Below are 26,723 nucleotides of genomic sequence, written 5' to 3' on the forward strand. Positions count from 1 at the left end.
TGGATGCTTCAAGCAAATATATTTTAAGCTTGAAATGAATCGGCGCCGGGCCTAGCCTTTCTCCGTAGCACCGGGGAGGGGCCATGAAGATCGTATGCATCGGAGGCGGACCGGCGGGGCTCTACTTTGCCATTTCGGCCAAGCTTCGGGACCCGTCGCACGAGGTGGTGGTGATCGAGCGCAACCGCGCCGACGATACCTTCGGTTGGGGCGTGGTGCTGTCGGACGAGACGCTCGACAACCTTGCTGCCAACGACCCCGTATCGGCCGCCGCGATCCGCGAGCATTTCGCCTATTGGGATGATGTCGCGGTGGTGAAGGGCGGCGAGCGGATCGTCTCCTCGGGCCACGGCTTCTGCGGCATTGGTCGCAAGCGTCTGCTACTGCTGCTGCAGGACCGCGCACGCGAGCTGGGCGTCGAGCTGCGCTTTGAAACCGAGGCCAGCAGCGCTGCCGACTATGCTGCGGATTATGACCTCGTGGTCGCGGCCGACGGGCTGAATTCCAAGACCCGAACAACGTTCGAACAGGAGTTCCGCCCGGAGATCGACCGCCGCCGCTGTCATTTCACATGGCTCGGCACGACCCAGAGCTTCGCCGACGCCTTCACCTTCATCTTCGAGAAAACCCGGCATGGCTGGGTCTGGGCGCATGCCTACCAGTTCGAGCCCGGCACCGCGACGTTCATTGTCGAATGTGCGCCAGAAACCTTTGCCGCCTGGGGCTTCGACAAGATGAGCCAGGAAGAGTCGGTCGCCACCTGCGAAGAGATCTTCCGCGACCATCTGGGCGGCCATCCCCTGATGTCTAACGCGCGCCATATCCGCGGCTCGGCCTGGATCAACTTTCCCCGCGTGCTGTGCGAGCGCTGGTACACCGACAACATCGTGCTCCTGGGCGACGCCGCCGCCACCGCGCATTTCTCGATCGGCAGCGGCACCAAGCTGGCGCTCGAATCCGCGATCGCGCTGGCTGACGAGATTGCCCGCGCGCCCGACCTGTCGACCGCCTTCGCCGCCTATGAGGAGGCGCGCCGCATCGAGGTGCTGCGCCTGCAATCGGCGGCGCGCAACTCGATGGAGTGGTTCGAGGAGGTCGGCCGTTATCTCGATCTCGACCCGGTGCAGTTCAACTATTCGCTGCTGACCCGCAGCCAACGGATCAGCCACGAGAACCTGCGCCTGCGCGATCCCGAATGGCTGAAGGGCGCCGAGCGCTGGTTCCAGAGCCGCGCCGGGTTGCCCGAGGACGCGCCCGTGCGCGCGCCGATGTTCGCGCCCTACAGGCTGCGTGGCATGGAGCTGAAGAACCGCGTCGTCGTTTCGCCCATGGCGCAGTACAAGGCGGTGGATGGCTGTCCGACCGATTGGCATCTGGTGCATCTGGGCGAGCGCGCCAAGGGCGGGGCGGGACTGGTCTATACCGAGATGACCTGCGTGTCGGCGCAAGGCCGGATCACGCCCGGCTGCCCCGGTCTCTACGCGCCGGAGCACGAGGCGGCATGGAGGCGGATCACCGACTTCGTCCATGCCGAGACGGATGCGAAGTTCTGCTGCCAGATCGGCCATTCGGGGCGCAAGGGCTCGACCCAGCTTGGCTGGGAGGAGATGGATGCGCCGCTGAAGGAGGGCAACTGGGAGACCATCTCGGCGAGCCCGATCCCGTGGTCGGACAACAATCCGGCGCCCCGCGAGATGACACGCGACGAGATGGACGAGGTGACGGCGCAATTCGTGGCATCGACCGAGATGGCCGCGCGCGCGGGCTTCGACATGATCGAGTTGCACGCCGCGCATGGCTATCTCGTCTCCTCCTTCATTTCGCCCATGTCGAACCGGCGCAGCGATGAATATGGCGGCAGCCTCGAGAACCGCCTGCGCTGGCCGCTCGAGGTGTTCCGGGCGATGCGGGCCGCGTGGCCCGATGACAAGCCTATGTCGGTGCGGATCTCGGCCAATGACTGGGTCGGCGAGCACGGCGTGACGCCCGACGAGGCGGTCGAGATCGCGCGCGCCTTCTCGCAGGCCGGGGCCGACCTGATCGACGTATCGGCGGGCCAGACCAGCATCGAGGCCAAGCCGGTCTATGGCCGCATGTTCCAGACGCCGTTCTCGGATCGCATCCGCAACGAGGCGGGGCTCGCGACCATGGCAGTGGGCAACATCTACGAGGCCGACCACGTGAACTCGATCCTGATGGCGGGGCGGGCGGATCTCGTTGCCATCGCCCGGCCGCACCTCGCCGATCCCTACTGGACGCTGCACGCCGCCACCGCGATCGGCGACCGCCACGAGGACTGGCCCGTTCCCTACCTGCCCGGCCGTGACCAGGCCTGGCGTCTGGCCGACCGGGCCGAGCAGATGCAGGAGCGGGTCTGATGCGGCTTGCGGGACACCACGCGCTGGTCACCGGCGGCGGCACCGGGGTGGGACGGGCCATCGCCCGCGCCCTGGCCGCCGAAGGGGCCCGCGTCACGATCACCGGGCGGCGCGAAGCGCCGCTCGAAGAGACCGCCGGGGGGCAGGCGGAGATGGGATGGATCACGGGGGACGTGACGCGCGCCGGGGAGGTGGTGCGCGTCGTGGAGCAAGCGACGCGAGAGCGCGGCCCCGTGACCATCGCCATCGCCAATGCCGGCGCGGCCGAGAGCAAGCCGTTTGCCAAGACCACGCCCGAGGATTTCGACGCGATGCTCGGCGTCAATCTGCACGGCGTGTTCAACCTGTGGCAGGCGGTGCTGCCGGGGATGCGCGAGGCGGGCCGGGGACGGCTCATCGCCATCGCCTCGACCGCCGGTCTCAAAGGCTATCCCTATGTCTCGGGCTATGTCGCGGCCAAGCACGCGGTGGTCGGACTGACGCGGTCGCTTGCGCTCGAACTGGCGCGTACACCGATCACCGTCAACGCGATCTGCCCCGGATTTGCAGAGACGCCGATGCTCGAAGAAAGCATCGACAACATCGTCGCCAAGACCGGCCGCTCGCGCGAGGAGGCCGCCAAGGCGCTGGCCTCGGGCAACCCGCAGGGACGCTTCGTGCAGCCCGAAGAGGTCGCCGATGCGGTGCTTTGGCTCGCGGGCGAAGGGGCCAGCGCGGTGACCGGGCAGGCGATCTCGGTATCTGGGGGCGAGATATGAGCGTCGAGGTTCAGGCCAAGGCGGGCAAGACGCGGCTCAGGCTGTGGCTGAAGCTCCTGAAGACCTCGAACGCGGTCGAGACGGCGCTGCGCGACAGGCTGCGCACCGAGTTCGGCACCACCCTGCCGCGTTTCGACGTGATGGCGGCGCTGGATCGTAGCCCCGAGGGGCTCAAGATGTCCGAGCTGTCGCGGCGGCTGCGGGTGTCGAACGGCAACGTCACCGGCATCGTCGACCGGCTCGAAGCGGAGGGCCATGCCGAGCGCCACGCCGTGGCCGGCGACCGGCGCGCCATGGAGGTGCGGCTCACCGGCAAGGGACGCGGGCATTTCGCCACGCTCGCGGCCGCGCATGAAGCGTGGGTCAACGAGCTGATGGGCGCGATCACCGAGGCGGAGGCGGTGCGGATCATGGAGGATCTCGACACCGTGGCTCGCGATCTGGAGGAGAAACGATGAGCGCGCATTTCAGGCTGGAGCGCGAGGGCGCGGTCGCCGTGGTTCGGCTCGACCGCCCCGAACGCAAGAACCCCTTCACCTTCCAGAGCTACGCCGAGCTGCGCGACTGGTTCCGCGACCTGGCAGCGGATGAAGAGATCCACGCGGTCGTCATCGCCCCGAATGGGGGCAACTTCAGCTCCGGCGGCGATGTCGAGGATATCATCGGCCCGCTCACCGAAATGGACATGAAGGGCTTGTTGGGCTTCACCCGGATGACCGGCGATCTGGTCAAGGCGATGCTGACCTGCGGTAAGCCGATCGTTGCCGCGGTGGACGGTGTGGCGGTCGGCGCCGGCGCGATCCTCGCCATGGCCTCGGACATCCGCCTCGCCACGCCAGAGGCCAAGACCGCGTTCCTGTTCAACCGCGTCGGTCTGGCGGGCTGCGACATGGGCGCCTGCGCCATGCTGCCCCGCATCATCGGGCAGGGGCGCGCGGCCGAGCTGCTCTATACCGGCCGGGTGATGACCGCGGATGAGGGCGCCGCTTGGGGCTTCTACAACCGCCTCGTCGGCGGCCACGAGCTTGAGGCCGAGGCGCTGAAGCTGGCGAGCCGCATCGCGGCGGGCCCGCGCTTCGCCAACATGATGACCAAGACCATGCTGCTGCAGGAATGGGACATGGGGCTGGAGCGCGCGATCGAGGCCGAGGCGCAGGCACAGGCGATCTGCATGCAGACCGAGGATTTCCGCCGCGCCTACCACGCCTTCATGGCGCGCGAAAAACCCGTCTTCGAGGGGGACTGACATGTCGGACAAGAGCTTCCTCGACTGGCCCTTCTTCGAGGAGAGGCACCGCGAACTGTCCGAGGCGCTGGAGCGCTGGGCCGGGCGGCGGCTGGGGGATATCGACCATGCCGATACCGACGCGGCCTGCCGGGAGCTTGTGACGCGGCTGGGGCAGGGCGGCTGGCTGGAGCACGCGGCGTCCGAGGACGGCAAGCTAGACGTGCGCAGCCTGTGCCTGATCCGCGAGACGCTGGCGCGGCATGACGGGCTCGCCGATTTCGCCTTCGCGATGCAGGGGCTGGGTTCGGGCGCGATCTCGCTGTTCGGCACGTCGGAGCAGAAGTCCGAATGGCTGCCCAAGGTGCGGTCAGGCGCGGCGATCTCGGCCTTTGCGCTGACCGAGCCGCAATCGGGCTCCGACGTCGCCAACCTCGCCATGACGGCGCGGCGTGACGGCGGTGACTGGGTGCTCGACGGCGAGAAGACCTGGATCTCGAATGGCGGCATCGCCGATCTCTACGTGGTCTTCGCGCGCACCGGCGAGGGGCCGGGTGCCAAGGGGCTGTCGGCCTTCATCGTGCCCGCAGATGCGTCGGGGCTGCACATCGCCGAGCGGCTCGAGACCATCGCGCCGCACCCGCTCGCACGGCTAGCCTTCGAAGGCGTGAGGCTGCCCGCCGACGCGATCATCGGCGAGCCGGGGCAGGGCTTTCGGATCGCGATGTCGGTGCTCGACGTGTTCCGCTCCACGGTCGCGGCGGCGGCGCTGGGCTTCGCGCGCCGCGCGATGGACGCGAGCCTCGACCGTGCCGCGTCGCGCGAGCTGTTCGGCGCGCCGCTGTTCGAGATGCAGATGGTGCAGGGCCACATCGCCGAGATGGCGCTCGATATCGACGCGGCGGCGCTGCTGACATACCGCGCGGCATGGATGAAGGACAGCGGCGCGCCGCGCGTCAGCCGCGAGGCGGCGATGGCCAAGCTGTTCTCCACCGATCAGGCGCAGAAGATCATCGACGCGGCGGTGCAGATCCATGGCGGCGACGGGGTGCGTTCGGGCTCGGTGCCCGAGACGCTCTACCGCGAGATCCGCGCGCTCAGGATCTATGAGGGCGCGAGCGACGTGCAGAAGATCATCATCGCCCGCGCCGCCATGGCGGCGCATGACAAGGAAGCCGCCGCCACGGCGGCGCACGCAAGTTAGGGCAGGGCCGCGCCGCCCGGGGAAGGGGAGAGCCCCGGCGGCGCGGATCAGGGAGGAGAGGAAGATGCTGGGACCGACCGCGCATGAGGACAGCTTCTCGCGCGACAACCTGCCGCCGATGGATCAGTGGCCGGAGCTTCTGCTCGACGGCTTCGAATACCCCGAGCGGCTCAACGCCGGGGTCGAGCTGTGCGACCGGCTGGTCGAAAAGGGCTTCGGGGACCACACCGCGTTGATCGGCAATGGTCGGCGCCGCAGCTACAAGGAGCTGATGGACTGGACCAACCGCATCGCGCGGGTGCTGGTCGAGGATTACGGCGTGAAGCCCGGCAACCGGGTGCTGATCCGCTCGGCCAACAACCCGGCGATGGTCGCCTGCTGGCTGGCCGCGACCAAGGCGGGGGCGGTGGTGGTCAACACCATGCCGATGCTGCGAGCGGGTGAGCTGTGCAAGATCGTCGACAAGGCCGAGGTCAGCTTGGCGCTCTGCGACACCCGGCTGATGGACGAGATGGTGGCCTGCGCCAAGCAGAGCCCGCATCTCCAGAAGGTGGTGGGCTTCGACGGCACCGCCAATCACGACGCCGAGCTCGACCGCGCCGCGCTCGACAAGCCGGTGACGTTTCAGGCGGTGGAGACGGGCCGCGATGACGTGGCGCTCATGGGTTTCACCTCCGGTTCGACCGGCGTGCCCAAGGCGACGATGCATTTCCACCGTGACCTGCTGATCATCGCGGATGGCTATGCCAAGGAGGTTCTCGGCGTGACGCCGGATGACGTCTTCGTCGGCTCGCCGCCCTTGGCCTTCACCTTCGGTCTGGGCGGGCTCGCGGTGTTTCCGCTGCGCTTCGGCGCCGCCGCGACGCTCCTCGAGACGGCCTCGCCGGCCAACATGATCGAGATCATCGAGAAGTACCGCGCCACGATCTGCTTCACCGCGCCCACCGCCTACCGCGCCATGCTGCGGGCAATGGAGGAGGGGGCGGATCTGTCGAGCCTGCGCTGCGCCGTCTCGGCCGGAGAGACGCTGCCCGCGCCGGTCTATCACGAGTGGATGGAGAAGACCGGCAAGCCGATGCTCGACGGGATCGGCGCGACCGAGCTTCTGCACATCTTCATCACCAACCGGCTCGACGACAGCCATCCGGGCTGCACCGGCCGCCCCGTCAGCGGCTATGTCGCCAAGGTGGTCGATGACGAGATGAACGAGGTGCCGCGCGGCACGGTCGGGCAGCTCGCGGTCAAGGGGCCCACGGGCTGCCGCTACCTCGCCGACGCGCGCCAGCGCGAATATGTCCGCGACGGCTGGAACCTCACCGGCGACGCCTTCACCCAGGACGAGGAGGGGCGCTTCCACTTCGCCGCGCGTTCAGACGACATCATCCTCTCGGCGGGTTACAACATCGCGGCGCCCGAGGTCGAAGCGGCGCTGCTGTCGCATGACGCGGTCGTCGAATGCGCGGTGGTGGCTCATCCCGATCCGGAGCGCGGGCAGGTGGTGCAGGCGCATGTCGTGCTGGCCGAAGGGCAGGAGCCCTGCGAGGCGATGGTCAAGCTGCTGCAGGATCACGTGAAGGCGCAGATCGCGCCCTACAAGTATCCGCGCTCCATCGTCTTCCGCGGCGCGCTGCCCAAGACAGAGAGCGGCAAAATCCAGAGGTTCCGGCTGCGCGAGGGATCGAAGTGACCGACGATCCCGTCATGCGGTTCGAGGGCAAGATGTCCTACACGGACTATCTCGGTCTCGACGCGGTGCTGACCGCACAGCATCCGCGCACCCAGGAGCATGACGAGATGCTGTTCATCGTGCAGCATCAGGTGACCGAGCTGTGGATGCGCCTCGCGCTGCACGAGCTGGACGCCGCGCGCACCGCCATCGCCGAGAACCGGCTGCGCCCGGCCTTCAAGATGCTGACCCGCGTGGCCCGGATATTCGAGCAGATGAACGCCGCGTGGGACGTGCTGCGCACCATGACGCCGAGCGAATACACCCGCTACCGCGACGCGCTGGGGCAATCCTCGGGCTTTCAATCCTGGCAGTACCGGCTGATCGAGTTCACGGTGGGCAACCGCAACGAGGCGATGATCGGCCCGCATCAGCATCGTCCCGACATCGTGGAGCGGCTGCGCGCCGAACTGGCACGGCCGAGCCTCTACGACACCGCCATCGGCTGCCTCGCGCGGGCGGGTTTCGACGTGCCGGAACAGGCCGCGCATCCCGACGACCGGGTGATGGCCGCATGGACCGAGGTCTACCGCGATCCCGAGACGCATTGGCCGCTTTACGAGCTGGCCGAGAAGCTGGTGGATTTCGAGGACTACTTCCGCCGCTGGCGCTTCAACCACGTCACCACCGTGGAACGGGTGATCGGCTTCAAGCGCGGCACGGGGGGCACGGGCGGCGTGAGCTACCTCAAGCGGATGCTCGAAATCGAACTCTTTCCAGAGCTTTGGCACTTGCGTACCAATCTATGACCGGCAGCAAGACCGGCATTCACAGGGAGACGAGAATGACCAGATACCTGACGACGACCGCCTTGGCGCTGTCGATGATCGGCGGTGCGGCGATGGCCGAACCGGTCAAGGTCGGCATGATCACCACGCTTTCGGGCGGTGGCGCCAGCCTCGGCATCGACACCCGCGACGGCTTCATGCTCGCGGTCGAGGAGGCGGGCAACCCGGAGCTGGAGGTCGTCATCGAGGACGACCAGCAAAAGCCCGAGATCGCGGTGCAGCTGTCCGACAAGATGATCCAGTCCGAGGATGTCGACGTGCTGACCGGCATCGTCTGGTCGAACCTCGCCATGGCGGTGGTGCCCGGCGCCACGCGGCAGGGCAAGTTCTACCTGTCGACCAACGCCGCGCCGTCGCAGCTCGCCGGCAAGGGCTGCCACGAAAACTACTTCTCGGTGAGCTACCAGAATGACAACCTGCACGAGGCGGCCGGCGCCTACGCCACCAACGAAGGCTTCGGGACCATGTTCATCATGGCGCCGAACTATCCTGCCGGTCAGGACAGCCTGGCGGGCTTCAAGCGCTTCTACGAGGGTGAAGTCGCGAGCGAGGTCTATACCCAGCTCGGCCAGACCGACTACGCCGCCGAGATCGCGCAGATCCGCGACAGCGGCGCCGACGGGCTGTTCTTCTTCCTGCCCGGTGGCATGGGCATCTCCTTCATGAAGCAATGGGCCGAGGCGGGCATCGACATGCCGGTCGTGGGTCCGGCCTTCTCCTTCAGCCAGGACATCCTGCCCGCCATCGGCGACGCGGCGATCGGGGTGAAGAACACCGCCCAGTGGTCGAAGGACATCGACAACGAGGCCAACGCGCACTTCGTCGAGGCATTCGAGGCGAAGTACGACCGTCTGCCGTCGCTTTACGCGGCGCAGGGCTACGACACGGCGCGGCTGCTGCTCGCGGCGATGGACAAGGCCGACATCTCGGATGCCGACGCCTTCCGCGAAGCGCTGCGCGCCGCCGAGTTCGACAGCGTGCGCGGCAAGTTCTCCTTCGGGCCGAACCAGCACCCGGTGCAGGACATCTATGTCCGCGAGGTGGTCTCCGAGGACGGCACGCTCACCAACAAGATCGTCGCGACGGCGATGGAAGACCGCGGCGACGCCTACGCCGAAGAGTGCAAGATGTGATCCGCGGCGGCGGGCGTTCGCGCCCGCCGCACCCCTGTTGAGAGGCCCGTCCCATGTCGATGATCCTGCTGATCGAACAGCTGCTGAACGGCATCCAGTCCGGTCTGATGCTGTTCCTGATGGCCGCCGGGCTGACGCTGGTCTTCGGCGTGATGGGGCTGATCAACCTCGCGCATGGCTCGCTCTACATGGTCGGCGCCTTTGCCTGCGCGGGCGTGGCCGCGGCCACCGGATCGTTCTGGCTCGGCCTCGCCGCCTCGATCGCGGCGGCGGCGGCGGCGGGCGCGATCGTCGAGGTGGCGGTGATCCGCAGGCTCTATGCGCGCGATCATCTCGACCAGGTGCTCGCGACCTTCGCGCTGATCCTGATTTTCTCGGAAGGAACGCGCTGGCTCTACGGCTCCTTCCCGCTCTATCTCAACGTGCCAGCCGCGCTTTCGGGCAGCGTGACCCTGCCGGGCGGCATCCAGTATTCGCTGTTCCGCCTTGCCATCATCGGCGCGGGGCTCGCGGTCGCGGTGGGACTGTTCCTGTTGATCGGCAAGACCCGGATCGGCGTGCAGGTCCGCGCCGGCGAGGCGGATCGCGAGATGATCGCCGGGCTCGGCGTCGATATCGGCCGTCTCTATACCCTCGTCTTCGCGCTGGGCGCGGCGCTGGCCGGGCTGGCCGGGGCGCTGGTCGGCACGATCCAGTCGGTGCAGGTCGGCATGGGCGAGCCGGTGCTGATCCTCGCCTTCGTTGTGATCGTCATCGGCGGCATCGGCTCGATCAAGGGCGCGCTGATCGGTGCGCTGCTGGTCGGTCTCACCGACACGATGGGGCGGGTGCTGCTGCCGCCGCTGTTCAGCCTGTTCATGGAGACCTCGGCCGCCACCTCGATCGGCGCGGCGCTGGCCTCGATGGCGATCTACATCCTGATGGCACTGGTGCTGGTCGTCCGGCCCGGTGGCCTGTTCGGAGCGCGGGCATGAGCGCGGCCGAGATCCCGGCGGCGGGGGCCCGGCGCGCGGCGCCTTCGCGCGAGACGCTGGTCAATGCGGGGCTCGGGCTGGCGCTGCTGGTCTTCGGGCTTGGCGCTTGGCTGCTCGACGAGCCCTTCCTGATCACGCTTGCCACCAAGGTGGCGATCCTCGCCATCGCCGGGGCCGGGCTGAACCTCGTGCTGGGCTATGGCGGGCTCGTCTCCTTCGGCCACGCCGCCTATTTCGGGATCGGCGGCTACACGTCGGGCATCCTCGCGCATCACGCGCTGAACTACTCGCCGATGTTCGAATGGCCCTTCCTGTTCGAGGGCTCCACCTTGATGCCGCTGATCTGGCTGTTCGCGATGGTCCTCGGCGGGCTGGCCGCGCTGGCGATCGGCGCGCTGTCGCTTCGGACCACGGGCGTCTATTTCATCATGATCACGCTCGCCTTCGGGCAGATGATCTTCTACTTCGCGATCTCCTGGCCGGCCTATGGCGGCGAGGACGGGTTGCCGATCTACGTGCGCAACGGCTTTCCGGGGCTGAACACGCTCGACCCGATCCAGTTCTTCGCGCTGGCCGTGGCAGTGCTGTTCGCAGTTCTGGGGCTGATCTCCATGCTGGCGCATTCGCGCTTCGGCCTCGCGCTTCAGGCGGCACGGCAGAACCGGCAGCGGCTGATGGCGGTCGGCATCCGGCCTGGCGGCGTGCTGCTGGTGGCCTTCGTCATTTCCGGCGCGATTACCGCGCTGGCAGGCGCGCTCTACGCCGATCTTAACCGTTTCGTCAGCCCCTCGATGCTGTCTTGGCACCTGTCAGGCGAATTGCTGGTGTTCCTGATCCTCGGCGGCACCGGGCGGCTTTTCGCGCCGCTGGCCGGGGCAGGGCTCTACATCACGCTCGAGCACGTGCTGGGCGGGGTGAGCGACTACTGGCAGTTCTACTTCGGCCTGTTGCTGCTGGGCGTCGTGCTCTTCGCACGCGGCGGGGTGATCGGTTTCCTGACGGGAGGGCGACATGGCTGAGCCAATCCTCGAGATCACCGGACTACGGAAATCCTTCGGTGCGCTGAAGGCGACCGACGACGTGTCGCTCGATCTGCGGCCGGGGGAGATCCACGGGCTGATCGGGCCGAACGGCGCGGGCAAGTCGACCCTGATCAAGCAGATCGCGGGCGAGATCACGCCCGATGCGGGCGAGGTGCGGCTCAGGGGCCGGTCGCTCTCTGGTATCGATGCGGCTGGGCGGGCGCGGCTGGGCATGGCGCGCAGCTTTCAGGTGTCCTCCGTGGCGCCGGAGTTCACGGTGCTGCAGAACGTCGTGTTGTCGGCGCAGGGTGCCTCCGGCGCCACCTTCCGTTTCTTCAGGCCAGTGATGCGCGACGCGGGCCTGCTGGCCACGGCGCATGATTGCATCACGCGGGCCGGGCTCTCGGGGCGCGAGACGGTGCCCGCAGCAGAGCTGGCCCATGGCGAGCGGCGCAAGCTCGAGATCGCGATGGCGCTGGCTCTGAAACCGGCGCTGTTCCTACTCGACGAGCCGATGGCCGGGATGGGCACCGAAGGGGCGCGGGCCTTGGGCGATCTTCTCGACGGGCTGCGCCACCGGGCGCCGATTCTGCTGGTGGAGCACGACATGGACGCGGTGTTCCGGCTGTCGGACCGGGTTTCGGTGCTGGTATATGGCCGCATCATCGCCACCGGCACGCCAGAGGAGATCCGGGCCGATGCCGAGGTGCAGCGGGTCTATCTGGGGGAGGAGGCATGAGCGCGCTTCTGGAGGTCGAGGACCTGACCGCCGCTTATGGCGCCAGCCAGGCGCTGTTCGGCGTGTCCCTGTCGCTGGGCGAGGGCCGGGCGCTGGCGCTGATGGGCCGCAATGGCATGGGCAAGACCACGACCATCGCCTGCATCATGCGGATGATGGCCGCGCGATCGGGTCGGATCGCCTTTGCCGGTCACGACCTCGCCCGGCTGCCGGCGCATCGCGCGGCACGGCTCGGGTTGGGGCTGGTGCCGGAGGGACGGCGGGCGTTTCGCGGCCTCACCGTGCGCGAGAACCTGATCGCCGCCGCGCGCCGGGGCGAATGGACGCTGGAGCGGGTCTATGCGTTGTTCCCTCGGCTCGAGGAACGAGCGCAGCAGCGCTCCGAGACGCTGTCGGGGGGCGAGCAGCAGATGCTGGTGATCGGCCGCGCGTTGACGACCAACCCCAAGCTTCTGATCCTCGACGAGGCGACCGAGGGCCTCGCGCCGGTGGTGCGGGCCGAGATCTGGGCCGCGATCCGCGCGCTCAAGGCCCAGGGCCAGTCGATCCTCGTGGTCGACAAGTCGCTGCGCGAACTGGCCGAGGTGGCCGATGACTGCGTCGTGCTGGAGCGCGGCCGCGACGTCTGGCACGGGACGCCTGCGGCGCTCACCGGCGACGTGGCGCAGCGCTTTCTGGGGGTCTGAGATGGGCTTCGTCACCACCCGCAAGGTGCGGTTCGAGCATTGCGACCCCGCCGGGATCGTCTTCTACCCGCGCTATTTCGAAATGCTGAACGCCTGCATCGAAGACTGGTTCGAGGACCGGCTCGGCCACAGCTTCGGCGCCATCCATGTCGAGGGCGGCCATGCCGTGCCGACCGCGCGCTGCGAGGTGCGCTTCACCGCGCCGAGCCGGATCGGCGATCCGCTGGCGCTCACGCTGCAGGCGCGGCGGCTGGGGCGCAGCAGCCTCGACCTTTCGATCGACGTGGCGAGCGGCGCGCAACCGCGGCTGCATGCCGATTTCACCCTGGTCCACGTGTCGCAGTCATCGGGCGGCGCCGTGGCCTGGCCCGAGCCGCTGCGCGCGGCCATCACCCGAGAACTTGAAGAAGAGGCGCCGCATGGCACATGAGATCATCCACCCCGAGGGCTGGGCGCCCGCCAAGGGCTATGCCAACGGCGTCCTGACGCAGGACGGGCAGCTGTTCGTCGGTGGCCAGATCGGTTGGACCGCCGCGCAGGTGTTCGAGGCCAAGGATTTCGTCGGCCAGATGGAACAGGCGCTGCGCAACATCCTCGCGGTAGTCGAGGCGGCGGGCGGCGGTGCCGAGCACATCACCCGACTGACCTGGTACGTCACCGACAAGCGCGAATACCTGGCCCGCCAGCGCGAGGTCGGCGAGGCCTATCGCCGGGTGCTGGGGCGGCATTTCCCGGCGATGACCATGGTTGTGGTGGCCGGTCTGGTCGAGGACAAGGCGCTGGTCGAGATCGAAGCGACCGCGGTGATCCCGCGCTAGGCCTCCGGCTCGGGGCGCAGCGGCACACGGCCGTCGGGCGTCAACAGCCAGATCTCGCGCCCCTCGATCACCGCCGCGGCGAGCGGCCGGCCATAGGCCGCGCCGCCGTCGAGATCGACGCGGTTGCCGAAGTGCCGGGGTCGTTCGAGCGCCGTGTGGCCATGCACCACGAGGGGGCCGTGATCCCGGGCATCCTCGAGCCATCCCTTGCGGATCCAGACGAGGTCGTCCTCGGTCTGCTCGGCCAGCGGCACGCCCGGGCGAATGCCGGCATGAACGAAGAGCGCCTCGCCCCGCGCGTGGTAGAGCGGCAGCGCCGCGAGAAAATCGCGATGCGCCGCGGGCACCTTCGCCACCGCCTCGCGATGCACCTCGTAGGGGTCGCGTCCCTTCACCGGCGCCACGCCATAGCTTTGCAGCGTGGTGTCGCCGCCGAGCCTCGGGTCGAGCCAGTCCAGATCCGGCCGCAGCCCCGGGTCCTGCCAGTCCGGATCCTCCAGGAATTTGCGGAACAGCCGGTCATGGTTGCCGAGCAGCACGATCCATGGCTGGCCAGCCTGACGGCCCTCGATCAGCATGTCGATCACCGCCCGGCTGTCCGGTCCGCGATCGGTCAGATCGCCCAGATGGATCACCGGGGCGTCGTCGTCATCGGTCCGTTTGCGGTCGGTCGCGATGAGGTCATGCGCCATCCGGAGCTTCTCCGGATGGCCGTGGATGTCGCCGATGGCGTAGCTGCGCGTGTTCATGCGGCCGAGCCTAACGCGCGGCGCCGTGGCGGCAAGCTCAACCGGGCAGGGCGGCGCGGTCGAGCGTGACGACGCGGTCAGCGCCGAACTCATGCGGGCCGGTGACGGTGCCATCGGGCCATTCCACCCTGACCCGGGCCCCGGTCTCCGCGCCCAGCCCGACATGCAACGGCCCGAGCCGCCCGCCGGCATGACCGCCGCCGATCGTGTTCTGCAGCACCTGGCGTCCGGCCCCGGTCTCGACCGTCACCACGGCGCCGATGGCAAAGCGGTTGCCGCCAGGCTGCCGCAGTTCGAGCCCCAGCCAGTGACCCGTGCCCTCGGTCACGTTGTGCCACAACTCGATCGGCGCGCGGCGGTTGACCACCACGAGGTCGAGCCGTCCGTCGCCGTCGAAATCGGCAAGCGCCGCGCCGCGCGCCCGTTCGGTCGTGGCGATCCCGGCCGTGACCGAGGCCTCCTCGAAGCGGCCATCGGTGCGCTGCATGAGAAGGTTGTTGGGGTCGCGCATGGCATTGGTGGGCATCTGGTCGACATTGCCCTTGGCAATGAACAGGTCGGCCCGCCCGTCATTGTCGACATCGCCGAACTCGGCATGCCAGCCGGTCGAGGGGCGCCCGTCATCGCCGAGATGCGGCCGCTGCGCGTAGGAGCCGATCGAGAAGGGCGCCGCGGCATAGCTGCCATCCGCCTGCGCCAGCTGCAGGAGCTGATCGCCCATCGAGGTCAGCATCACCTCGTCGCGGCCATCGCCATCGAGATCGCGGCCCGCGATGCCCATCCCCCAGAGCGAGACCCGGGGCCAGCCATCCGCCTCGGTCAGGAAGCGGCCCTCATCGATGTCCCACATCTGCTCGTAGCCGTCGCGGACATAGTAATGGCGGTCGTTTGAGATCCGCAGCGAGCGTCGCCCGCGCGCGTCGCGGGCGGCCAGCATCGACAGCGCACAAAAGCCAGGCTCGAGCGGCTCCGACCGCCACCCCGCGCCCTCGGGGCGCAGGATCGCGTTGGCGTCGCAGGTGCCGAACGGCCCTTCGGGGTCGTCGCGGTCGACATAGTTTCCGACCGCCATGACGGGGCGGGCGTCCTCCTCCCACCAGGCGGTGAAGGCGGTGGTCCAGGCGTCGCCCGCCGGCAGGCCGAGCGTCTCCGTGGAATCCTCGAAGCGGCAATCACCCAATCCGCGCAAAAGGAGGTTCGGCCCGGCCCGCATCACGAAGAGATCCGCCAGGCCATCGGCATCGGCATCGAGCGGGTAGGCGCCGGTGACGCCGGTCAGATCGGGCAGGGGCACGGTGTCGAAGGCGAAACCGCCACGGTTGCGCCATAGGCGGGCGGGAGACTCGCCGCCCGCGGCGAAAATGTCGGGCCGAGCGTCGCCGTCGCAGTCCATGACGGCCACGCCGCCGCCGACGAAATGCTCCCAGCCGCCCTCATAGGCGTGTGGGCCGAGCGCGGCCGAGCGGTCCTCGAACAGCGGTTGCGCCAGCGCCGCGTTGGCTCCGAGCGCGCAGGAGAGGGTTACGAAGGCGGCCACCGATACGCGCCAACCGCCGCGCGCAGGACGTTCTTCGCGCATCGTCATGCCGACCGCGCCTCGGCCAGAACCGTCTCGGTGACGGCGGCCAGCGCCAGCGCGCTGGCGCCGCGCGCCCAGACCAGATCGCCCCAGGCATGGATTTCGACCCGCGCGGGCGTGCGGCCCTCGACCAAAGTCATCGCCTGCATCTCGGCCAGCACCTCCTCGGCGTAGAGATAGTCGTAGCGCATCCGCTCGCCCGAGAGGATCACCAGATTGGGGTCGAAGAGCTGGATCACGTTGGACAGGCCGAGCGCCATGTAGCGTCCGGCGCGGTTGAAGATGGTGCGGGCGGCCCGGTTGCCGGCCTTGGCCTCGGCATAGAGCGCGTCGAGCATCACCTGCGGGCTCGATGGCGATCGGCCCAGCGCGGTGGCCGCCTCGCGCGCAAGGGCGTAGTCGGCGATATAGGCCTCGAGGCAGCCGCGCCGGCCGCAGCGGCACAGCGCGCCGTCGAGCTGCACCTTGGTATGGCCCAGCTCCATCCCCATGCTGCGCTCGCCGCGATAGAGGCGGTTGTCAATCACCAGCCCCATCCCGACGCCATGCTCGATGGTGACGACGGCGAAATCCGAGCGCTGCCGCCCGACGCCGAACCACAGCTCGGCCAGCGTCAGCATGTTGGCGTCGTTGTCGACCAGCACCGGCAGGCCGAAGCGGCGGCTGGCCTCGGCGCCCAGCGGCATGTCCGGCCCGAGATGCGGCGACCACAGCACCGTGCCTGAGGTGTGATCGACCATGCCCGACAGGCCGACCCCGACCGCGAGCAGCGCCTCGCGCGGCTGCTCGGCCTGTGTCAGCACCGCCTCGATCAAGGCCTCGATCTCGTCGCAGGTCTGGTCGAGAGAACGGCGCGTGGGCGGGGCGGGGCGGGCCGCGTCGGCCAGGATGGTGCCGGCGAAATCGGCCAGCACGGCGGTGTTGCGTTCGTCCGAGATCTTGATGCCGATCACGAGCCGTCCCTCGGGGACCAGTTCGAGCGCGACGGGCGGGCGGCCACGGGTCGCGGCGGCGGGGGCGGCGCCCTCGACCTCGCGCAGCAGTCCCATGGTGATCAGCTCGGAGGTGATCGTCGTCACCGAGCCGGCGCTGACCCCCAGCGCGCGGCTGATCTCGGCACGGGCGGCGCGCCCGTTGGCGCGGACATGCTCGAGGATCTGCTGACGCAGCGGCCGCGCTTCGCGCTGGCTGCCCGGCAGCATCGGCCCGACTCCCTGTTGCGGTTCTGCAACGGATGCGGCCTCCTCCGCCGCGTTCGCGTCGCTCATTGTTCTCTCCCCGAATTATCTGCGGGCTTCTCCGGGCCGAAATTTTCGGATCGCCCGAGATGGGTCCGGCCTGCCATAGATTGTTACCCTTATTGGGCAAGCTTTGGCAAAATATATTTTGACAATCGAATTAAATGTGCGAGTGTGACGCTCAACCGGTTTCCAGGAGGGACCGGCATCCCGGTGGGACGGGACATTTTCTAGGGAGGATACCCATGCGCAACGCAATTCTGGCCGCCGTCGCCCTGACGGCCGGCTTCAGCACGACCGCGATCGCCGAACAGCACGGCATGACCGTGGGCGTGAGCTGGTCCAACTTCCAGGAAGAGCGCTGGAAGACCGACGAGGCCGCGATCAAGGCCGCGCTCGAGGCCGCCGGCGCCGAATATGTCTCGGCCGACGCGCAGTCCTCGTCCTCTAAGCAGCTCTCCGACGTCGAGAGCCTGATTGCCCAGGGTGTCGACGCGCTGATCATCCTCGCGCAGGACACCCAGGCGATCGGCCCCGCCGTCGAGGCGGCCTTCAACGAAGGCATCCCGGTCATCGCCTATGACCGCCTGATCGAGGACGACCGCGCCTTCTACCTGACCTTCGACAACGTCGAGGTCGGCCGGATGCAGGCCCGCGCCGTGCTCGAGGCCGCGCCCGAGGGCAACTACGTGATGATCAAGGGCTCGCCCACCGATCCCAACGCCGACTTCCTGCGCGGCGGTCAGCAGGAAGTGCTGCAGGAGGCGATCGATTCCGGCGCGATCACCATCGTCGGCGAGGCCTATACCGATGGCTGGCTGCCCGCCAACGCCCAGCGCAACATGGAGCAGATCCTGACCGCGCAGGACAACCAGGTCGACGCAGTCGTGGCCTCGAATGACGGCACCGCCGGCGGCGCCGTGGCCGCGCTCACCGCGCAGGGCATGGACGGCATCCCGGTCTCGGGCCAGGACGCCGATCACGCCGCGCTCAACCGCGTCGCGCAGGGCACGCAGACCGTCTCGGTCTGGAAGGACAGCCGCGAGCTGGGCCGCGAAGCCGGCGAGATCGCCGTCGAGCTGGCTTCGGGCACCGAGATGAGCGCCATCGAGGGTGCCGAAGAGTGGACCTCCCCCGCCGGCACCACGCTGTGGGCCAAGTTCCTCGATCCGGTCCCGGTGACCCGCGAGAACCTCGACGTCGTGGTCGATGCCGGTTGGATCGACCAGGAGACGCTGTGCCAGGGCGTCACCGGTGACGTCCCCGCCTGCGCCGAATGACCCTCGCGCCCCGGCCCGGTGATCCGGGCCGGGGCCCTCGCGTTCCAACGCCATGCGCGCTCCCCCGCGCCGCTCTCCGTCCAGGAGTCCCCAGATGTCCGATACCGATACCGTTCCGAACGCCGCGCCCTCTGGGCAGCGGCCAGCGGAAAAGGCCCCCGCACGCTCCTTCATCAATCAGCTCGAGATCGACTTGCGCCTGCTCGGCATGGTCGGCGCCTTCATTGCCGTCTGCGTCGTCTTCAACGTGATGACCGACGGGCGTTTCCTGACGCCGCGCAACATCTTCAACCTGTCGATCCAGACCGTTTCCGTGGCGATCATGGCCACCGGCATGGTGTTCATCATCGTCACCCGGCATATCGACCTGTCGGTCGGTGCGCTGCTGGCCACCGCCTCGGCAGTGATGGCGATGATGCAGACCCGCTGGCTGCCCGACACGCTCGGCCTGCCGCTGGGCCACGCGGCGCTGCCCTGGCTCGCCATCGTCGCGGGCCTGATCACCGGTGCCGCGATCGGCGCCTTCCAGGGCTGGCTCGTGGGTTACCTCACCATCCCCGCCTTCATCGTGACGCTGGGTGGTCTGCTGATCTGGCGCAACGTCGGTTGGTACATCACCAGCGGCCAGACCATCGGGCCGCTCGACGAGACCTTCCAGGCCTTTGGCGGCATCAACGGCACGCTCGGTGCGCAATGGAGCTGGATCGCGGGGCTGCTCGCCGCCGCCTTCGCCGTGGCCGCTCTGTTCTCGGCGCGGCGCAACAAGATCGGCCATGGCTTCCCGGTCAAGCCGATCTGGGCCGAGGCGGTCGTCATGGCCATCGTCGCCGGTGCCATCCTGGGCTTCGTGGCGATCCTCAATGCCTATGAAATCCCGTCCCGGGTGCTGGCGCGCGACTTTGCAGCCCGCGGCATGGAGATGCCCGAGGGCTACACCGCCGCCTACGGCATTCCCTACTCGGTGCTGCTGCTGATCGCGGTGGCCGTGGTGATGACCGTGATCGCCCGCAAGACACGGCTCGGACGCTACATCTTCGCCACCGGGGGCAACCCCGACGCGGCCGAGCTTTCGGGCATCAACACCCGCCTGCTGACCGTCAAGGTGTTCACCATCATGGGCATCCTGGTCGCGATCTCGGCCGTGGTCGCCTCGGCGCGCCTGACCAACCACTCCAACGACATCGGCACGCTCGACGAGCTGCGGGTGATCGCCGCCGCCGTGATCGGCGGCACCGCGCTCTCCGGCGGGATCGGCACGATCTACGGCGCCATTCTCGGTGCGCTGATCATGCAGTCGCTGCAATCGGGCATGGCGATGGTCGGCGTCGACGCGCCGCTGCAGAACATCGTCGTCGGCACCGTGCTGGTCGCCGCCGTACTGATCGACATCATCTATCGCCGCCGCATCGGAGGGAAGTGAGATGGACCGCAACACCGATCCCCGCGCCAACGGCGCCAAGCCGCTGGTCGAACTCAAGGACATCCGCATCGCCTTCGGCGGCGTGCAGGCCGTCGACGGCGTCTCGCTCGACCTCTACCCGGGCGAGGTGGTGGGGCTGCTGGGCCATAACGGTGCCGGCAAGTCGACGCTGATCAAGATCCTCTCGGGCGCCTACAAGGCGGATTCGGGCGAGATCTGGATCAACGGCGAGAAGGCCAACATCCAGAGCCCTCGCGACGCGCGGCGCTACAACATCGAGACCATCTACCAGACGCTCGCGCTGGCCGACAATCTCGACGCCGCCTCGAACCTGTTTCTCGGGCGCGAGATCACCACCAAGATCGGCTTCGTCGACGACGCCAAGCAGGAGGCCGAGACGCGCAGGATCATGGCGCGCCTCAACCCCAACTTCCGCAAGCTCTCCGAGCCGGTTTCGGCGCTGTCAGGCGGCCAGCGGCAGTCGGTGGCCATCGCCCGCGCGGTCTACTTCAACGCCAAGATACTGATCATGGACGAGCCCACCGCCGCGCTCGGCGTCCACGAGACGGCGATGGTCGCGGATTTGATCAAGGAACTGAAGGCGCAAGGCCTCGGCATTTTCCTGATCTCGCACGACACGCGCGAGATGATGGATCTGTGCGACCGCGTGTCGGTGATGAAGAACGGCCAGCTGGTCGGCACCGAGCGGGTCGAGGACGTCACCGAGGACGACATCCTGTCGATGATCATTCTCGGCAAGAACCCGAAACGCGAAGCCGCCTGAACACACGCTCCGCGCGAATTCGGGGCCGCTCCGCAGGGGGCGGCCCGTTTTTATTTACACAGTCGTAACAGTGGCTTGCGCTGTGACCTCCGGTTGGCCGAGCTTGCCGGAGCTGCAGGGAGGGCGTAACCGCTTGCCGCGACGGCATGGGCCGCTAGGGTCTGCCGCAAGCGGGCAGGCCGACCCGGGGAGCGTGAGATGCAGACCGAGCAGTTCCGACAGATCGTGGAAGAGGCGCGCAGCGCGCCGTCGCCGCTCAACACCCAGCCCGCCCGCTGGCGGCGCAAGGGCGACGCGATCCTGATCGGCTGCGACCCCGAGGCGGTCCTGAAGGTATCCGACCCCAATGCCGTCGCGGCCGGTCTTGCCTGTGGCATGGCGGCCGAGGCGACGATCCTGGCGCTGTCGTCGCGGCGGATGGGCGCGGTCTTTACCGACCAATGGGCGCAGGATGACCGCGACACGCTGCCCGGGCTGCGGATGGCGGGGCGGATCACCCTCGAGGCACAGACCGACACCGACCCCCTGGCCAAGCAGCTGCCGCTGCGCTTCGGCCATCGCGGCCCATACGAGCCGGGGCCGGTGGATCTCTATGGCTGGACGCGACGCGACGCGCTGCTGATCACCGATGCCAGCCGGCGCGACTGGCTCGCCGACCTGTACGACCGGGCAATGCTGACCCATCTGCGAAGGCCCGAGGTTCGGCACGAGCTGTTGTCCTGGCTGCGGATTCGCCCCCGGCACCCGCGCAAGCGCTATGACGGGCTCGACCGGGCGGCGCTGCAGCTCGAGCCTCGAGCGGCACTCAAGGCAAGGCTGGCGCTGGGGCCGCTATGGCGACCGGCCGAGATGTTCGGGGCAGTGGGGCAGGTCACCAGCGAGGCCGAGCAGATCCGCTCGTCCGCCGTGATCGCGCTGTTCCACCGCCCCGCGACCGACAGCCCCGTCACTGCCGGGCGGGCGCTGCTACGGTTGCTCTTGGAGGCCACGAAGCTCGGTCTCGCGGCGTGGCCGATGGGGGTGCTGACCGCCGATGACGCGGCCCGCGATGAGATCGCCCGGACCGTCGGTCTCGACCCGGAAAGGCGGCTGCTTCAGGTCGTGCGGCTGGGCCGCGCCAAGTCCCGGCCCGGGCGGATGGCGCGGCGGCCTCTGGAAGAGTTGATCGTCTGACGTTCAGGCGTGACGGAGATCGGCCCAGATCGGCAGATGGTCCGAGGCGGCGGGGGCAGGCTGCTCGTGCCACACGCCGCTCCCTTCGACCACCACGCCCGCGCCGGTCGCGATCCGGTCGAGCGCGGCGACGGGGCGGCGCGAATGGTAGCTGCGCCCCGGCGCGTGGATCTCGAAACGCTTGGCCAGCCGTCCCAGCCCGACCCGTTCCGACCACTCGTTGAGATCGCCGGCCAGAACCGTGGGGCGCTGCGGCATGCGGTCGAGCTCGTCGAGGATATGGGTGAGCTGGAGCCGGCGTGAGCCGCGAAGCAGCCCCAGATGCAGCCCACCCACGCGCAACGGCCCGGCCGGAGTTTCTAGGTCGGCCGCGATGGCGCCGCGCGGCTCGAAGCCGGGCAGCACCATCCGGTGCAGGCCGCTGACCTCGATGCCCTCGCGCACCAGCATCGCGTTGCCGTGCCAGCCGAGGCTCTTGGCCGACTGCCCGAAATCCACCGCCCGCAGCCCGGAGAGCTGGCTCAGCTCGGTCAACGGGATCGCGGTGGGCCGGGCGCCGAGCCGCAGGTCGGCCTCCTGCAGCACCACGATGTCGGGCTCCAGCGCCGCGATCACGTTGCAGACGCGCGCGGGGTTGCGGCGCCGGTCGGTGCCGAGCGCCTTGCGAATGTTGTAGCTCACCAGCCGCAGCCGGCCGGGGCGAAGATGCGGATCGCTCATGGTCCCCTCACAGCATCGGCGCGCCGAGGCGGAACACGCCCTCGGCAAGGCGGCGGCCGATGTTCGGGCGCCGCACGCCTTCGCGGCACAGCGCGGTTTCGGCCTCGAACCAGTCGGACAGCAACGCCACCGAGGGCGCATCGTAGACGAAAACCGCCACCTCGAAGTTCAGGAGCATCGAGCGGACGTCGAAATTGGCCGATCCGGCCCAGGCGGCGCCGTCGATCACCCCGGCCTTGGCATGGGTCATCTGGCGCGGCAATTGCAGCACCCTTCCTCCGGACTCGGCAAGCGTGCGCAGATAGGCGCCGCGCGCGAAATCGGCAATCCGCTGGTTCGAGCGGGCCGGAACCATCACCCGCACGTCGACGCCGCGGCGCGCCGCGGTGCACAGCGCGGCGTTGAGCGGCTCTGTCGGCAGGTAGTAGGGCGTGGCGATCCAGACCCGGCGGGTCGCGGCGTGGATCATCTGCACCAGCACGTCGTGCAGCGGGTCGAGATGGGTGTCGGGGCCCGAGGGCACGACCTGCACCACCGCCGTGCCGGGGCGGGCGGCGACGTGAAGTTCGGGCAGTGGCTCGGCCTCGTGGTCGGCCACGCCCCAATCGGCGCGGAACAGGTCCCACAGCACTTCGACCGACGGACCCTCGAGCGTGAAGGACAGGTCGCGCCACAGCTCTGGTGCCCGCGCCCCCGGCGCGATCTGCGGCGGGAAGCCCATGTATTCGCAGCCGACATTGCGGCCGCCGGTCCAGGCGCGCGCCCGATCCGCGATGATCATCTTGCGATGGTTGCGCAGGTTCATGTGGCCCTTGAGCGGCCAGTTCAGAAAGGGCTGGTGCCACCGCAGCTGGCCCCCGGCAGCCTCGAAGCGGCTGAGCGCCTCGCGCGGGCACCAAAAGCCGCCCAGCCGGTCGATGATCAGCCGCACCTGCAGCCCCGCTTCGACCTTGGCGGTCAGCCGGTCGACGAAGTCTCGGCCGATCGCGTCGTCGTGGATCAGGTAGAAGGTGATGTCGAGCTCGTGCTCGGCGCCCTCGATCATCTCGCGCATCGCCTCGCGGGCATGCTTGGCATCGCGGTGCAGCTCGATCCTGTTGCCCTCGCTCGCCGCCGGGACGCCGTAGGCGCGGAATGCCTCCGACGGGCCGCCCGCCGGGTCGGGGCGTGCGCCGCCATTCATCGAGGAATAGCGGATGAAGGGATGCCGCGACCGGGTCTTGCGAAAGCCGAGCGCGAAGAACAGCGGGATCGCGGCCCAGGGCAGCAGGATGATCGCGAGGATCCACGCGGCGGCGGATTGCGGGGTGCGGCGCTGCTGCAGCAGCATCACCGTCGCGGTGAGCGCGAGACCGACACCGATCAGGGTCAGCAGAAAGGTGTCATAGTTGAACAATCGCGCGGGTTCCCTCTTCTGCGGCCAGATGTGAGCCAAACGCCGCATGGGCGCAACGGGGTTCCCGGCTGCGTGGCAAGGCCGCACAGACGTTGCGCATTGGCGGCAGTTGGACCGGGGATGGGCCGCCGCTAGCTCTTGCGTGACAGCCAGCGGAGAACGACATGGAACTTGGCCTCTATACCTTCGGCGATGTCGGACGCGACCCGGTGACCGGCGCGCAGGTCGATCCGGCGCTCCGCCTGCGCCAGCTGGTCGAGGAGATCGCGCTTGCCGACGAGGTCGGGCTCGATGTCTTCGGTCTGGGTGAGCATCATCGCCCCGACTATGCCGTCTCCGCGCCCGCGGTGGCGCTCGCGGCGGCGGCGGGACGGACCAGCCGCATCAAGTTGAGCAGCGCGGTGACCGTGCTCTCCTCGGACGACCCGATCCGGGTGTTCCAGCAATTCGCGACGCTCGACAACCTCACGGACGGGCGGGCCGAGATCATCGCCGGCCGCGGCTCTTTCATCGAGAGCTTTCCGCTCTTCGGTCACGACCTCGAGGATTACGAGGACCTGTTCGAGGAGAAGCTGCAGCTCCTGATGGCGCTGAACGAGGGTGAGGTGATCCGCTGGCCCGGCAGCGCGCACACCCACCAGATCCCCGGTCGCGGCGTCTATCCGCGCCCGGTGCAGGAGAAGTTGCCGATCTGGCGGGCAGTCGGTGGTTCACCGCAATCGGTCGCGCGCGCCGGTGCTCTGGGCCTGCCGATGGCACTCGCCATCATCGGCGGCGAACCCGCGCGCTTCGCGCCGCTCTTCGACCTCTATCGCAAGAGCGCGGCGCAGGCGGGGCATGATCCGAAGAGCTTGAAGACCTCGCTCAACGTGCATGGCTTCGTTGCCGAGACCAGCCAGCAGGCGGCCGACATCATCTACCCGGCGCAGGCCGAGGTGATGAACCGGATCGGCCGCGAACGGGGCTGGGGCCCGACCAATCGCGCCCAGTTCGACGCGGCGCGCGGTCCCAATGGCGCGCAGTTCGTCGGAAGCCCGGCCGAGCTGGTCGACAAGATCCTGGCGATGCACGAGATCTTCGGTTTCGACCGGATGCTGATCCAGATGGCGATCGGTGTGTACGACCACGCGCAGCTGATGAAGGCGATCGAGCTTCTGGGCAGCCGCGTGGCGCCCGAGCTGCGCCGCGCCACCGCCTGATGCGGGTCGGCGTCATTTCGGACACGCATGGTCTTCTGCGACCTGAGGCCCTCGCCGCGCTGGCGGGGGTCGACCACATCCTGCATGCTGGCGATATCGGGCGCGAGGGGCTGGTGGCCGAGCTGGAGCAGCTCGCGCCGGTTACCGCGATCCGCGGCAACATCGACACCGCACCTTGGTGCGCCGCCTATCCGGAGGTGGCGGAGCCGGAACTGGGTGGCACCCGCATCCACATGCGCCACGACCGCAAGACGCTCGATTTCGACCCGGCGGCCAGCGGAATCGACGTCGTGATCAGCGGCCATTCGCACAAACCGCTCATCGAAACGGTCGAAGGCGCACTTTATCTCAACCCAGGCGCTGCCGGGCCGCGCCGGTTCAAGCTGCCGGTAACGCTCGCGATTCTGGATCTCGGGGCAGGGGCGCCGCGCGCCGATCTTCTCCAGCTGATCGGCTGACCCGGCCAATGCCGCGCTGCGGCGTACGCAGCGGGTTGCCAGAACGATGCTCCTCCCGTAGCTTTCAACTAGTGAAATACAATTCCACTATGCGAAACTTCAGGGAGGAGACTGAAATGACGCGACTTCTGAAGGCGGCCCTCGCCTCGACGATTCTCGCCGGTGCCGCGCTCGGCTCCATCGCCCATGCCGAAACCACGCTGTTCTTCGGCGAGGCCGGTCCAAACCGCGGCGCCCGCGCCGAGGCGCTGAACTGGTTCGTCGAGGATGTGAAGGCTCGCACCGACGGCGAGCTGAACTTCGACGTGCAGTGGGGCGGCGCCCTGTTCAAGGCCGACGCCGCAGCCCAGGCCGTGGCCGACGGCGTGGCCGATGCCGGCACGATCATCGGTGTCTACTTCCCGCAGGAGATGCTGGCCTACGGCATCGCCGACCTGCCGGTGCAGAACCCCGACCCCTGGGTCGGCATGAAGGCCACCGACGAGCTGATGCGCGGCTCCGAGGCGATCCAGGCGAACCTCGCCGACCAGAACCTCGTCTATCTTGGCACCTACACCACCTCGGCGGTGCATATCGGCTGCAAGGGCGCGGCGATCCGCACGGTCGAGGACATCGACGGGCTCAAGGTTCGCGGCGTCGGCGCCTATGGCAAGACCTTCGCGGATTTCGGCGCGAACCTCGTCAACATGTCGATCTACGACGCCTATCAGGGCCTCGATTCCGGCCTGCTGGATTGTAGCCAGGGCTATTCCTATGCCGTTGGCGCGCTGAACCAGCAGGAGGTGATGGACAGCTACACCCTGCTGAACTGGGGCCAGGTCGGCGCGCTCGGCATCTTCATGAACAAGGACGCCTTCGACGCGCTGCCCGAAGACCAGCAGCAGGCGCTGATGGAAGCGGGCAAGGGCCTGTCGGACGAGTTCGGCCGTCTCGTGAACGCCGATAACGACGCCGCCATCGAGAAGATGAAGGAAGCCGGTGTCGAGATCATCGAGCTGCCCGCCGAGGAGCGCGCCAAGCTGGTCGAGAAGGGCAACACCTATCTCGAAGAATGGGCGACCCAGGCCGATGCCGCCGGTCTCGACGGCGAGGCGCTGCTCGAGGAGTATCGCGGGCTGATCGAGAAGTATCAGGCCGAGGTCGACGAGAAGGGCTATCCCTGGGAGCGCGGCTGACCCGCGACCTCGAGATCCCGGGCGGCGCGCCTCACCCGCGCCGCCCATTTCACACCACCGAACATCCGCGATGACCGGCGGGGGCATGGCCCGCGCCCGGT

General features: G+C 68.5%; 26 protein-coding genes. 21 read left to right on the forward strand and 5 right to left on the reverse strand.

The features are described 5' to 3' along the window. Positions 1–83: 83 nt before the first annotated feature. The 14 genes from T8T21_RS01575 (at position 84) to T8T21_RS01640 (ending at position 13,451) form a co-directional block, all read left to right on the forward strand. Positions 84–2,378, forward strand: coding sequence for a bifunctional salicylyl-CoA 5-hydroxylase/oxidoreductase (locus T8T21_RS01575; RefSeq protein WP_322336524.1), 2,295 nt, complete (start codon positions 84–86; stop codon positions 2,376–2,378). Beyond that, on the forward strand, positions 2,378–3,136 hold the full coding sequence (locus T8T21_RS01580; RefSeq protein ID WP_322336525.1) for an SDR family NAD(P)-dependent oxidoreductase: 759 nt from the start codon (positions 2,378–2,380) through the stop codon (positions 3,134–3,136). The genes T8T21_RS01575 and T8T21_RS01580 overlap by 1 nt, the downstream gene beginning before the upstream one ends. Further along, complete coding sequence (locus tag T8T21_RS01585; protein ID WP_322336526.1) at positions 3,133–3,594, forward strand: MarR family winged helix-turn-helix transcriptional regulator; 462 nt, start codon at positions 3,133–3,135, stop codon at positions 3,592–3,594. The genes T8T21_RS01580 and T8T21_RS01585 overlap by 4 nt, the downstream gene beginning before the upstream one ends. Further along, complete coding sequence (locus T8T21_RS01590; RefSeq protein WP_322336527.1) at positions 3,591–4,382, forward strand: enoyl-CoA hydratase family protein; 792 nt, start codon at positions 3,591–3,593, stop codon at positions 4,380–4,382. Before T8T21_RS01585 ends, T8T21_RS01590 begins: the two co-directional genes overlap by 4 nt. Before the next feature lies 1 nt (position 4,383). Then, complete coding sequence (locus T8T21_RS01595; RefSeq protein WP_322336528.1) at positions 4,384–5,565, forward strand: acyl-CoA dehydrogenase family protein; 1,182 nt, start codon at positions 4,384–4,386, stop codon at positions 5,563–5,565. A gap of 64 nt (positions 5,566–5,629) precedes the next feature. Beyond that, complete coding sequence (locus tag T8T21_RS01600) at positions 5,630–7,252, forward strand: AMP-binding protein (RefSeq protein ID WP_322336529.1); 1,623 nt, start codon at positions 5,630–5,632, stop codon at positions 7,250–7,252. Positions 7,253–7,266: 14 nt separating this feature from the next. Next, on the forward strand, positions 7,267–8,040 hold the full coding sequence (kynA, locus tag T8T21_RS01605) for a tryptophan 2,3-dioxygenase (protein WP_322337440.1): 774 nt from the start codon (positions 7,267–7,269) through the stop codon (positions 8,038–8,040). A 35-nt stretch (positions 8,041–8,075) separates the two neighbouring features. Further along, complete coding sequence (locus T8T21_RS01610; RefSeq protein ID WP_183475234.1) at positions 8,076–9,212, forward strand: ABC transporter substrate-binding protein; 1,137 nt, start codon at positions 8,076–8,078, stop codon at positions 9,210–9,212. 53 nt (positions 9,213–9,265) lie between these two features. Next, a complete protein-coding gene (locus tag T8T21_RS01615) occupies positions 9,266–10,186 on the forward strand; it encodes a branched-chain amino acid ABC transporter permease (protein ID WP_183475235.1) in 921 nt (306 codons plus the stop codon). After that, positions 10,183–11,205, forward strand: coding sequence for a branched-chain amino acid ABC transporter permease (locus tag T8T21_RS01620; RefSeq protein ID WP_322336530.1), 1,023 nt, complete (start codon positions 10,183–10,185; stop codon positions 11,203–11,205). The genes T8T21_RS01615 and T8T21_RS01620 overlap by 4 nt, the downstream gene beginning before the upstream one ends. Further along, positions 11,198–11,947, forward strand: a complete 750-nt coding sequence (locus T8T21_RS01625) for an ABC transporter ATP-binding protein (RefSeq protein WP_322336531.1) — start codon at positions 11,198–11,200, stop codon at positions 11,945–11,947. Before T8T21_RS01620 ends, T8T21_RS01625 begins: the two co-directional genes overlap by 8 nt. Then, entirely contained in the window at positions 11,944–12,633 is a 690-nt protein-coding gene (locus tag T8T21_RS01630; RefSeq protein WP_322336532.1) for an ABC transporter ATP-binding protein, read from the forward strand. Before T8T21_RS01625 ends, T8T21_RS01630 begins: the two co-directional genes overlap by 4 nt. A 1-nt stretch (position 12,634) precedes the next feature. Continuing rightward, on the forward strand, positions 12,635–13,063 hold the full coding sequence (locus T8T21_RS01635; RefSeq protein ID WP_322336533.1) for an acyl-CoA thioesterase: 429 nt from the start codon (positions 12,635–12,637) through the stop codon (positions 13,061–13,063). Then, complete coding sequence (locus T8T21_RS01640) at positions 13,053–13,451, forward strand: RidA family protein (RefSeq protein ID WP_322336534.1); 399 nt, start codon at positions 13,053–13,055, stop codon at positions 13,449–13,451. Before T8T21_RS01635 ends, T8T21_RS01640 begins: the two co-directional genes overlap by 11 nt. On the opposite strand, the gene T8T21_RS01645 is transcribed toward T8T21_RS01640, so the two are convergent. From T8T21_RS01645 to T8T21_RS01655, 3 genes are read right to left on the reverse strand one after another with little or no spacing between them, the layout of a single operon-like run. Next, positions 13,448–14,200: a metallophosphoesterase gene (locus T8T21_RS01645; RefSeq protein ID WP_322336535.1), complete on the reverse strand. Its 753-nt coding sequence runs from the start codon at positions 14,198–14,200 to the stop codon at positions 13,448–13,450. The genes T8T21_RS01640 and T8T21_RS01645 overlap by 4 nt on opposite strands. Before the next feature lie 37 nt (positions 14,201–14,237). Then, complete coding sequence (locus T8T21_RS01650) at positions 14,238–15,785, reverse strand: CRTAC1 family protein (protein ID WP_322336536.1); 1,548 nt, start codon at positions 15,783–15,785, stop codon at positions 14,238–14,240. Beyond that, on the reverse strand, positions 15,782–17,047 hold the full coding sequence (locus T8T21_RS01655; protein WP_322336537.1) for an ROK family transcriptional regulator: 1,266 nt from the start codon (positions 17,045–17,047) through the stop codon (positions 15,782–15,784). The genes T8T21_RS01650 and T8T21_RS01655 overlap by 4 nt, the downstream gene beginning before the upstream one ends. A gap of 215 nt (positions 17,048–17,262) precedes the next feature. Here T8T21_RS01655 and xylF point away from each other — a divergent pair, with 215 nt between their 5' ends. From xylF to T8T21_RS01675, 4 genes are all read left to right on the forward strand, one after another. Further along, positions 17,263–18,297 (forward strand): D-xylose ABC transporter substrate-binding protein, encoded by a 1,035-nt coding sequence (gene xylF / locus T8T21_RS01660; RefSeq protein WP_322336538.1) that lies wholly within the window; start codon positions 17,263–17,265, stop codon positions 18,295–18,297. Between the two features lie 94 nt (positions 18,298–18,391). Beyond that, a complete protein-coding gene (locus T8T21_RS01665; RefSeq protein WP_221188894.1) occupies positions 18,392–19,717 on the forward strand; it encodes a sugar ABC transporter permease in 1,326 nt (441 codons plus the stop codon). A 1-nt stretch (position 19,718) separates the two neighbouring features. Then, on the forward strand, positions 19,719–20,501 hold the full coding sequence (locus T8T21_RS01670; protein WP_322336539.1) for an ATP-binding cassette domain-containing protein: 783 nt from the start codon (positions 19,719–19,721) through the stop codon (positions 20,499–20,501). A gap of 198 nt (positions 20,502–20,699) precedes the next feature. Then, on the forward strand, positions 20,700–21,674 hold the full coding sequence (locus T8T21_RS01675) for a nitroreductase family protein (protein WP_322336540.1): 975 nt from the start codon (positions 20,700–20,702) through the stop codon (positions 21,672–21,674). A 3-nt stretch (positions 21,675–21,677) separates the two neighbouring features. On the opposite strand, the gene T8T21_RS01680 is transcribed toward T8T21_RS01675, so the two are convergent. Both T8T21_RS01680 and T8T21_RS01685 read right to left on the reverse strand, forming a co-directional pair. Then, positions 21,678–22,394, reverse strand: coding sequence for an endonuclease/exonuclease/phosphatase family protein (locus T8T21_RS01680; protein ID WP_322336541.1), 717 nt, complete (start codon positions 22,392–22,394; stop codon positions 21,678–21,680). Positions 22,395–22,401: 7 nt separating this feature from the next. After that, a complete protein-coding gene (locus T8T21_RS01685; RefSeq protein ID WP_322336542.1) occupies positions 22,402–23,790 on the reverse strand; it encodes a phospholipase D-like domain-containing protein in 1,389 nt (462 codons plus the stop codon). A gap of 164 nt (positions 23,791–23,954) precedes the next feature. Between T8T21_RS01685 and T8T21_RS01690 the strand changes: the two genes are divergently transcribed. The 3 genes from T8T21_RS01690 to T8T21_RS01700 all read left to right on the forward strand — a co-directional run bounded on the left by T8T21_RS01690 (position 23,955) and on the right by T8T21_RS01700 (position 26,622). Beyond that, entirely contained in the window at positions 23,955–24,989 is a 1,035-nt protein-coding gene (locus tag T8T21_RS01690; RefSeq protein ID WP_322336543.1) for an LLM class flavin-dependent oxidoreductase, read from the forward strand. Continuing rightward, on the forward strand, positions 24,989–25,447 hold the full coding sequence (locus T8T21_RS01695; RefSeq protein WP_322336544.1) for a metallophosphoesterase family protein: 459 nt from the start codon (positions 24,989–24,991) through the stop codon (positions 25,445–25,447). The genes T8T21_RS01690 and T8T21_RS01695 overlap by 1 nt, the downstream gene beginning before the upstream one ends. 116 nt (positions 25,448–25,563) lie before the next feature. Continuing rightward, positions 25,564–26,622: a C4-dicarboxylate TRAP transporter substrate-binding protein gene (locus T8T21_RS01700; protein WP_322336545.1), complete on the forward strand. Its 1,059-nt coding sequence runs from the start codon at positions 25,564–25,566 to the stop codon at positions 26,620–26,622. Positions 26,623–26,723 lie beyond the last annotated feature (101 nt).

Origin of the sequence: Limimaricola variabilis (assembly GCF_034371605.1) — a bacterium.
Classification (GTDB): Bacteria; Pseudomonadota; Alphaproteobacteria; order Rhodobacterales; family Rhodobacteraceae; genus Limimaricola; species Limimaricola variabilis.

Excerpts from the sequence above, each read along its gene's own strand:
- T8T21_RS01575 (WP_322336524.1), top strand. The coding sequence starts at position 84 with ATGAAGATCGTATGCATCGGAGGCGGACCGGCGGGGCTCTACTTTGCC.
- T8T21_RS01580 (WP_322336525.1), top strand. The coding sequence starts at position 2,378 with ATGCGGCTTGCGGGACACCACGCGCTGGTCACCGGCGGCGGCACCGGG.
- T8T21_RS01585 (WP_322336526.1), top strand. The coding sequence starts at position 3,133 with ATGAGCGTCGAGGTTCAGGCCAAGGCGGGCAAGACGCGGCTCAGGCTG.
- T8T21_RS01590 (WP_322336527.1), top strand. The coding sequence starts at position 3,591 with ATGAGCGCGCATTTCAGGCTGGAGCGCGAGGGCGCGGTCGCCGTGGTT.
- T8T21_RS01595 (WP_322336528.1), top strand. The coding sequence starts at position 4,384 with ATGTCGGACAAGAGCTTCCTCGACTGGCCCTTCTTCGAGGAGAGGCAC.
- T8T21_RS01600 (WP_322336529.1), top strand. The coding sequence starts at position 5,630 with ATGCTGGGACCGACCGCGCATGAGGACAGCTTCTCGCGCGACAACCTG.
- kynA (WP_322337440.1), top strand. The coding sequence starts at position 7,267 with ATGCGGTTCGAGGGCAAGATGTCCTACACGGACTATCTCGGTCTCGAC.
- T8T21_RS01610 (WP_183475234.1), top strand. The coding sequence starts at position 8,076 with ATGACCAGATACCTGACGACGACCGCCTTGGCGCTGTCGATGATCGGC.
- T8T21_RS01615 (WP_183475235.1), top strand. The coding sequence starts at position 9,266 with ATGTCGATGATCCTGCTGATCGAACAGCTGCTGAACGGCATCCAGTCC.
- T8T21_RS01620 (WP_322336530.1), top strand. The coding sequence starts at position 10,183 with ATGAGCGCGGCCGAGATCCCGGCGGCGGGGGCCCGGCGCGCGGCGCCT.
- T8T21_RS01625 (WP_322336531.1), top strand. The coding sequence starts at position 11,198 with ATGGCTGAGCCAATCCTCGAGATCACCGGACTACGGAAATCCTTCGGT.
- T8T21_RS01630 (WP_322336532.1), top strand. The coding sequence starts at position 11,944 with ATGAGCGCGCTTCTGGAGGTCGAGGACCTGACCGCCGCTTATGGCGCC.
- T8T21_RS01635 (WP_322336533.1), top strand. The coding sequence starts at position 12,635 with ATGGGCTTCGTCACCACCCGCAAGGTGCGGTTCGAGCATTGCGACCCC.
- T8T21_RS01640 (WP_322336534.1), top strand. The coding sequence starts at position 13,053 with ATGGCACATGAGATCATCCACCCCGAGGGCTGGGCGCCCGCCAAGGGC.
- T8T21_RS01645 (WP_322336535.1), bottom strand. The coding sequence starts at position 14,200 with ATGAACACGCGCAGCTACGCCATCGGCGACATCCACGGCCATCCGGAG.
- T8T21_RS01650 (WP_322336536.1), bottom strand. The coding sequence starts at position 15,785 with ATGACGATGCGCGAAGAACGTCCTGCGCGCGGCGGTTGGCGCGTATCG.
- T8T21_RS01655 (WP_322336537.1), bottom strand. The coding sequence starts at position 17,047 with ATGAGCGACGCGAACGCGGCGGAGGAGGCCGCATCCGTTGCAGAACCG.
- xylF (WP_322336538.1), top strand. The coding sequence starts at position 17,263 with ATGCGCAACGCAATTCTGGCCGCCGTCGCCCTGACGGCCGGCTTCAGC.
- T8T21_RS01665 (WP_221188894.1), top strand. The coding sequence starts at position 18,392 with ATGTCCGATACCGATACCGTTCCGAACGCCGCGCCCTCTGGGCAGCGG.
- T8T21_RS01670 (WP_322336539.1), top strand. The coding sequence starts at position 19,719 with ATGGACCGCAACACCGATCCCCGCGCCAACGGCGCCAAGCCGCTGGTC.
- T8T21_RS01675 (WP_322336540.1), top strand. The coding sequence starts at position 20,700 with ATGCAGACCGAGCAGTTCCGACAGATCGTGGAAGAGGCGCGCAGCGCG.
- T8T21_RS01680 (WP_322336541.1), bottom strand. The coding sequence starts at position 22,394 with ATGAGCGATCCGCATCTTCGCCCCGGCCGGCTGCGGCTGGTGAGCTAC.
- T8T21_RS01690 (WP_322336543.1), top strand. The coding sequence starts at position 23,955 with ATGGAACTTGGCCTCTATACCTTCGGCGATGTCGGACGCGACCCGGTG.
- T8T21_RS01695 (WP_322336544.1), top strand. The coding sequence starts at position 24,989 with ATGCGGGTCGGCGTCATTTCGGACACGCATGGTCTTCTGCGACCTGAG.
- T8T21_RS01700 (WP_322336545.1), top strand. The coding sequence starts at position 25,564 with ATGACGCGACTTCTGAAGGCGGCCCTCGCCTCGACGATTCTCGCCGGT.